Raw genomic sequence first — 2,428 nt, 5'->3', positions numbered from 1 at the left:
CCGCCGGATCGAGGATCAGCGTGCGGCCGGTCAGGCGCGAGATCTGGTCGGCGACATCGGCGATCTCGACCCCGCGCATGTTGACGACGATGTCCGCCGCCTCGCTTTGTTGGGCGAGCACGGTTGCGCGGTCATCGCGACCATCGCCAGAGCAAGAACGGAACTGCGGATCTTGGGCACGGGATCGATACCTAGCGGGTCGGGACGGTCAGCGTCACGGACTTTCCGTGGCGAGTGATCTGGACTTGGACCGAGCCGCTGGCCGGGCCGCGCCAAAGGCGGCAACGGCGCTGGCCCGGTTGGTGACGGGTGCACCGTTGATCAACGCGATGACGTCGCCCGGCCGCAGCCCCGGCGGGGCGGTCGCGCCGACCCGCCAGTTCGGACCGGCGAGCTCGAGCGAAGTAGTCAGGCGATGCAAGCAAACCCCATTGCAACCATCCCGGATGATTTGACCCGATCGGCATGCTGCTACATGCACGAACCTGGGCGGCCATCATCTGTCCCGACGAGGTGTCTGACCGGCCTGGTTAGGCTAGAATTTATATCGATGATCGCGATGCAAGGGCCGAGGTCCAGAACGGCTGCCCAAAAGATCGACGCCAATGATGAGGAAGGGCAGGCGCAGTCGATTAAGATCAGACCTGCGCGAAAGAGCGGCCAAAGTCTTGGAAAGCGTTCTTAATGCATATGGGCGCGACGGACCAAGCGCGTGCCGACCAAATCTCGCGAACCAGATAGCAGGCTGACGAAGTCCTTCAGGCTGATCGTTACTGCGAAGGGGCAGGCAGAGTATGGCTATGGCCTGGATGCGATCATCCCGGCGCTCGACGAGGTTAAGGACGATGTTTGGGCGCACGCGACCGCACGTGGCGGCTGGCGGGTTCGGTCGAGCCAACACAAGGTGCGCTGCTAAAGGTGATCCTATCGGCTGACGCGGTCAACGCGACCTCCTCTACAGCAGCCCACGCTCATCAAGATTTCAAGAGATCATGCCCAGATGGGGACTGACCGCATCATCACGGTACTGCCGTCACAGAAAAGCCGCCGACCAGATGGCCAGCGGCTTGTTCTCACTATCGCGGCTTTGTTCAGGCGTAAACAACGCGCGTCGTATGACGCTTGCGCCGAACGGCGCCACCGACCAGGCCGAAGCCGAGCAGCATCATTGCCCAGGTCGCCGGCTCCGGAACGGCCGAGATGACGCCACCGAGTCGAAGCTGGCGGAAACTGTCCACGCCAAGCGGGACCCCTTGGCCGTTTGTACCTTGCGCGACGAAAGTGACCGAAGAGATGCCCGGGCTGCCGTCCGTCACACGGAACTGGTTATTGCCATTTCCAGCGAGCGACCGCGTTGCCGTCGTGCCGTCCGAGAAGGTGAAGATCGCGCTCGCCGTCTCAAACGCATCCAATGCGCCATTCAAGGGCGTGATGTTGAAGAACGCGCTGGTGAACGTCGCACCCCCGAGCAGCGTGAACGTCAGATTCTCCAGAATGCCGTCAAATGCGGAGACCACAGCCTGGCCATTCGCCGAATTCAGGTTATTTCCCACGCTGGTGAATAGCACCTGGATGCCGCTGTTCTGCGTGGAGCCAAGGACGGACGCCTGATTCGTGCCATTGTTGAGCAGGACATTCTCGTCTGAAATGTCGCACTGACCTGAAATCGTCGCGCAGTTCACGATGTCCGCGGCGTGGGCGGGCATGGCGACCAATGCCGCCAGGGACGCTCCAAGAGCTAGTATTGTACGCATATCTATATTCCCCATCGTATTGAGACGCCCACGCGACCGCAACGCTACCGAGTCGTTCTTGGGTTATTGATTTATTAACGAAAAATTGTGTTCTCGGCTACGAGATTCGTGTCCCATGCCGGGACGATTGCGCTAATTCCAAGAACAAAATGCGAAAAAGCAAGGTGACGTAACTAAAGTTTCAAGGACTGATTACGAAGAGGATGGCGGACGAGCATGGATTCTTGGGATGGGCGTTCCTCTTGTGTGACAGGTGATTCCGCATGAATGCGAGTGGACGGGTCGGGAGAGCTAGGGTCAGGACCCATTGCTCGCAACGGCCGTGACGGAGCGGAATTCGGTTCGGAGCTAGGAGAGAGGAGGGAGTGATGTAGATGCATCATGACCGACGATCGACGCCGCCCCGGACCGAATTCCGCCCGCCGCGAAGCGGTTGCCCGGACGCGTCCGCCGGCTGCGTCGCGCGGCTTGCGCGTAGCGCCGCTACGCGCTGCGCCCCGCTCCTTGCCGGACGAACCCGTCCGGGCAATCACGACCATTGCGAGTAATGGGTCATCGTGTAATTTGTGGCTGCTTCCTCGGGCCGGCTGAGCGGCGCACACTTCTGGTGGTCGAAGCCTGAAGGAAGGAAGCAGCCATGAAACACTATGCCGGATTAGACCTGTCGATGGAAA

At 60.5% G+C, this 2,428-nt stretch carries 1 protein-coding gene; it reads right to left on the bottom strand.

Annotated elements, in window-relative coordinates; all coding sequences use genetic code 11:
- Positions 1 to 1,091: 1,091 nt before the first annotated feature.
- On the bottom strand, positions 1,092 to 1,706 hold the full coding sequence (locus tag M9978_RS22880) for a PEPxxWA-CTERM sorting domain-containing protein (protein ID WP_254297468.1): 615 nt from the start codon (positions 1,704 to 1,706) through the stop codon (positions 1,092 to 1,094).
- Positions 1,707 to 2,428: the final 722 nt, after the last annotated feature.

Source organism: Sphingomonas tagetis (genome assembly GCF_024211275.1).
Taxonomy (GTDB): Bacteria; Pseudomonadota; Alphaproteobacteria; order Sphingomonadales; family Sphingomonadaceae; genus Sphingomonas; species Sphingomonas tagetis.
The sequence above is the reverse complement of the archived record's forward strand: the minus strand, read 5'-3'. Positions and strand labels throughout refer to the sequence as shown.